A 4,716-nucleotide genomic window follows, 5' to 3' on the forward strand; every position below is an offset into this window, starting at 1 on the left:
CATGTTTTTCTCCTTTTTAGGTTAAAATTTCTTTTCAACCAAATTTAAATTTATATGTTTCTTATCAGAAAAATATTTTTGTAAATCTGAATAATCTTGTTTATGAATTATATAAACCATATGAAATTTATCTTTAAGAATATCTAAACTAGACCTTCCTTTGCATATGAGTTCTCCATAATCAAATATAAAAGCAGGAAATAATGTAAAATCTTTCAAATTTCCGCCTAAAATCAAATGAAAAATAAGTTTAAACAAACAATTTAAAAGTAAATAAATGACATAATAGGCAATAAGATAATGAACCATTTTTACCAATGCAACCATAAAAAATATAAGTAGATTAAAAACAATAATTCCAATTAGCGATGATGGCGTAAGCAGTCTAAAAGTCTTTACTATAGGTTCCAAATCACTTAAATTCTTAACCCTTTTTGTTTCGCCGTTTATGATAAATTCTATCGTTTTATTTGTAAATTTAGTTTCGCATTTGTTTTTGATAATGTAATAATAAAATGTAGCGACGATATGTAAAACGCCAACTCCAAAAAAAGCCCATAGAAAAATATTTTTAATTTTTGCAATACCCATATAATCAACAAAAACCAATAAAATAAGCATCGTCCCGCAATGAGAAAAAAAGAATAAATTTGAAAGAAAGAATTCATAAGGATTTTTAATTACTATCGGTTCTTTATCGTAGTCTCTTTGATTGAAATCGTTTAAATTTGCGTTTTCGTTTGAGTTTAAATTTCGTTTTTTAACATTTTTATTCCAGTTTTCAAAATTTTCCAAATTTTATCCTTTCGTAAATTTAAAAACCCGCCAAAACTCACTACGATTAGAATTTTAAAATTTTCACAGCCACATTCGCAAATTTTCGCCGCTTTTAAACGCTTTACTTCAGCTCCCCCCAATCCTTCGCAACGTTTAGGCTCGTTTTTAGCGGTACGTTTAGTTTATAAATTTCTTGCATTATCTTTTGCGCCGCTGCGCCAAACTCCTCAGCGTAGCCGTCCTGCACCTCGAAAATCAGCTCGTCGTGTATCTGCAAAAGCATTCTAGCGCGCGGGCTTAAAAGCGGGCGGATTTTTACCATCGCCATCTTGATGATATCAGCAGCCGAGCCCTGAAATATCGTATTTACCGCCTCGCGCTCATACATCGCCGTTTGCATCGGCGTCGCGGTAGTAAAGTCAAACAGCCGCTTCCTACCCAGCAGCGTACGCACGAAGCCCTCGTTTTTCGCGGCGGTTTTTATCCCTTCTAAAAAGCCTTTTATCGTAGGGAAAGCTTTAAAATAGCGCTCGATATACTCCTTTGCCTCGGCGCGCGTTATACTTACCTGATTTGCTAGCTTGCTCGAGCCCATACCGTAAATGAGGCCGAAATTTATACTCTTAGCCACCGCGCGATTCTGCCCCTCGGCGCTGCCGAATATACTAATCGCCGTGCGCGCGTGGATGTCCTCGTCGTTCGCAAACGCCCGCAAAAGCGCCTCGTCGCGGCTAAAATGCGCGAGCAGCCGTAGCTCGATCTGCGAGTAGTCAAGACCCACAAAGCTAAAGCCGCTTTTAGCCTCAAAGCAGCCTCGCACGTCTTTAGCCAGGCTGCCTCGAGCGGGGATATTTTGCAGGTTCGGATTTTTAGACGAGAGCCTGCCCGTGCTCGTTCCCGTCTGGATAAAGTTCGTGTATATCCTGCTGTCGGCATCCTTTTTAGCCAAATTTAGCAGCGGCTCGCAGTAGGTGCTTTGTAGCTTATATAGCTCGCGGTACTCGAGTAGCTTTTCGATGACGGGGTGCTCGTCGATGAGCTCGGCTAGCACCGCCTCGTCGGTGCTGTAGCCCGTTTTGGTCTTTTTCTTTACGGGTAGTTTTAGGTGTTCAAAGAGCACCGAGCCCAGCTGCTTAACGGAGTTGATATTAAAATTTTCGCCCGTTAGCTCGTAAATTTCGCTCGTTAAAGCCTTGATCTTGGCGTCGTTTCGCAGGATTAAATTTTGCATTTTCCCCTGGTTTATCGCGATGCCCTCGCGCTCCATATCAAAAAGCGTGAGGATGAAAGGAAACTCGTGCTTACCTGCAAGCTCGAGTAGCTCGGGGTCTAGTAAATTTAAAAAGCTTTTGTAAAATTTGAGAGTTATCCAAGCATCCTCGGCGGCGTATTTTGCGGCGTTTTCAAGTGCTACGGACGCAAAGGTCTCGCCGCGCTTTACCACGTCTTCAAATTTGATCGTGTCGTAGTCGTAGAGCCGCTTGGCTAGCGCGTCCATACCGACGCTAGATCCCGGATCCATGAGCCACGCTAGTATCATCGTGTCTTTAAAATTTACGGGCGGCTCGAGTCCTAGATTTCGCTTTACGACCTTAAAATCGTACTTTAAATTTTGCCCGATCACGCAGCCTTTGTAAATTTGCCCTATCGCCCAGGCGGCAAATTTCTCGCTTACCTGCTTTGGCACACCCAGATACTCGTGCGCCACGGGCACGTAGTAGGCCTCCTCGTCGTTAAAGCAAAAGCTAAAGCCGACCAGACGGGCGTTTTGCGTATCGACGTCCGTGGTCTCGGTGTCAAAGGCCACGAGCGTGTCTGCGTCTATATTTGCCAGCAGTCGCTCGATTTCATTCTCGTCCGTTAAAAGCCGCGCGTTAAAGCCGAGCTTAAATTCCGCGTTTTCGCCTGCGTTTTCGCTGTTTTGCAGCGCTTTTAAGAGGCGGTTTAGATCGTATTCGCGCAGAGTATCGGCGACCTTTACGAGCGGATTTTGCTCGGGAAATTCCGCCCTTTTTAGATCGAGCACGTCAGGCACGTCGTCAAAGAGCGAGGTTAGGCGCTTGCTCAAAAACGCGCTCTCTCGCCCCTCTGCTAGCATCCCGCGGATACGCTCGTTTCGCACTAGCGGCAGGTTTTCGTAGATGCCCTCTAAGCTGCCAAATTCGTTTAAAAGCTTTTTGGCGCCCACTGCGCCGATGCCTTTGACGCCCGGGATATTATCCGAGCTATCGCCCGCGATCGCGAGAAAATCTCGTATGCAGCTTGGCGGGACGCCGTATTTTTCTATGCAGCTCGCGCTATCGTGGTCGATCTTGCTTTGCGGGCTGTAGATGCTTACTTTGCCGTCCTCGATGAGCTGATATAGGTCCTTGTCATGCGTCACTATGCGTACAAATATATCCCGCTGCTTGCACTCCTTTACGACGCTAGCGATGATGTCGTCGGCCTCGTAGCCTTCGCGGCTTACGGCGGCTAGACCCATTTTTTCTATCATCTCGATACACACGGGCAGCTGCTCTTTTAGCGCGGCGGGCGGCTCGGAGCGGTTGGCTTTATACTCGCCCAGGATCTCGTGGCGCAGCGTTTTGCCCTTGCTATCTAGCGCAAAGATGATATAGTCGCTGGCAAACTCCTGACGCAAATTCATGATAAAGCTAGCAAAGCCGCTCACCATGCCGCTTGGCTTGCCCTCGCGGTTTTTTAGTCCGCTCATCGCGTAGTAAAGTCTGAAAAAAAATCCGAAAGTGTCGATGATCGTTAGCGTTTTTTGGCTCATTTTCCGTCCTTTAAGAGAATGGAATATCTAGTTTTTTTAATATTTTCTTGAAATCATCTACACAGTTCTCGTTATTTTTTAGCTCCAAAAATTCAACCCCTAGCGACTTTAGTTGATTTTTATTTTGTTCGCTAAGCGTATCGGCAACAAAAATTTTAGACTCTCTTGCGATAACGGCATCCGCTGATTCGGGATTTCCTTTGCCCATAAGTTTTACTTCAACCCTAAATTCCTTATCCTTTTTTGAGTTATATAGCTTAAAATCCACTTCTCTGTCAAAATCCATTTTATTATTCTTTTTAAAAACTTCAGAATTTATAAAATCTTTCGGCACCTTGCACAGCTCACAAAGCTTGATCATTAATGGTTTTTCTACTCTTTTGCCAATGCTACTCCATGCACCACCTCGCAATGCTATCTTTTTGGTCGCTAAAGCATTTATAACCAATAAGCTTTCATTAAGGTTTAGCTCTATTGAAATACTATTGTATGAAATTTTTATAATAATACCTATGCTATCATTGTTGTCTTCTAACATATCTAGCAAAGACTTCAAATAGTCGATATTTTCACTAGCAACATTAAGCATAATTTCTCTGGTTGCACTTCCATAGATATTACTTATAGTTTTTTTGTTTATTCCAGCAAATATAATGGCTTCATCAGCACTAAAATTATTTTCTTGGATAAAATATTTTTTATACCAATCAATATTAATGCCTATATTATGCATTTTCGCGTCTAAAATTCTTTTAAAAAAAACTAAGGCAAAGTCCAAAAAGCTACTATTGATAAAATTTACAACTTCTTGTCGATAATCCTCTCCTCTTATTAGTTTTTCAACCGTATTGTTAACTACTAAATCATCAAATGTCATAAAAACCGCCTTTCTTTATATTTTCTACGTAATTACGATTTTGCTCACATAGCAATGGAATTCTATTCATCCTTTTTGCAACTCTACCGAAAGTTCCGCTTCCGGCAAAAGGATCGCACACTGTATCGCCTTCAAATGAATAATACTTTAACACCTTTTCACATAATTCTTCAGGAAAAACCGCAGGATGTTTTTTGTCTGATTTGGGCGATATATACCAACAGTTTGTATACATCCGACTGGGTCGCGGTGAGCTCACGACCGGGGGCCGGAACAAGGCTTCGAT

The 4,716-nt window shown here is 42.3% G+C and carries 4 protein-coding genes; all 4 read right to left on the bottom strand.

Annotation, left to right across the window (positions count from 1 at the left end):
* Positions 1–21: 21 nt before the first annotated feature.
* Positions 22–795: a hypothetical protein gene (locus Q0314_RS00900; RefSeq protein WP_298055463.1), complete on the bottom strand. Its 774-nt coding sequence runs from the start codon at positions 793–795 to the stop codon at positions 22–24.
* Positions 796–898: 103 nt separating this feature from the next.
* The gene (polA, locus tag Q0314_RS00905; protein WP_298055465.1) at positions 899–3,553 is read right to left on the bottom strand and encodes a DNA polymerase I; all 2,655 of its coding nucleotides are present in this window, start codon (positions 3,551–3,553) and stop codon (positions 899–901) included.
* Positions 3,554–3,563: 10 nt separating this feature from the next.
* Positions 3,564–4,430, bottom strand: coding sequence for a CfrBI family restriction endonuclease (locus Q0314_RS00910; RefSeq protein WP_298055466.1), 867 nt, complete (start codon positions 4,428–4,430; stop codon positions 3,564–3,566).
* Positions 4,420–4,716 (bottom strand): DNA methyltransferase (locus tag Q0314_RS00915; protein WP_298055468.1); only part of this gene is annotated, 297 nt, incomplete at its 5' end. The genes Q0314_RS00910 and Q0314_RS00915, both read right to left, overlap by 11 nt.

It is taken from the genome of uncultured Campylobacter sp. (assembly GCF_938040115.1).
Taxonomy (GTDB): domain Bacteria; phylum Campylobacterota; class Campylobacteria; order Campylobacterales; family Campylobacteraceae; genus Campylobacter_A.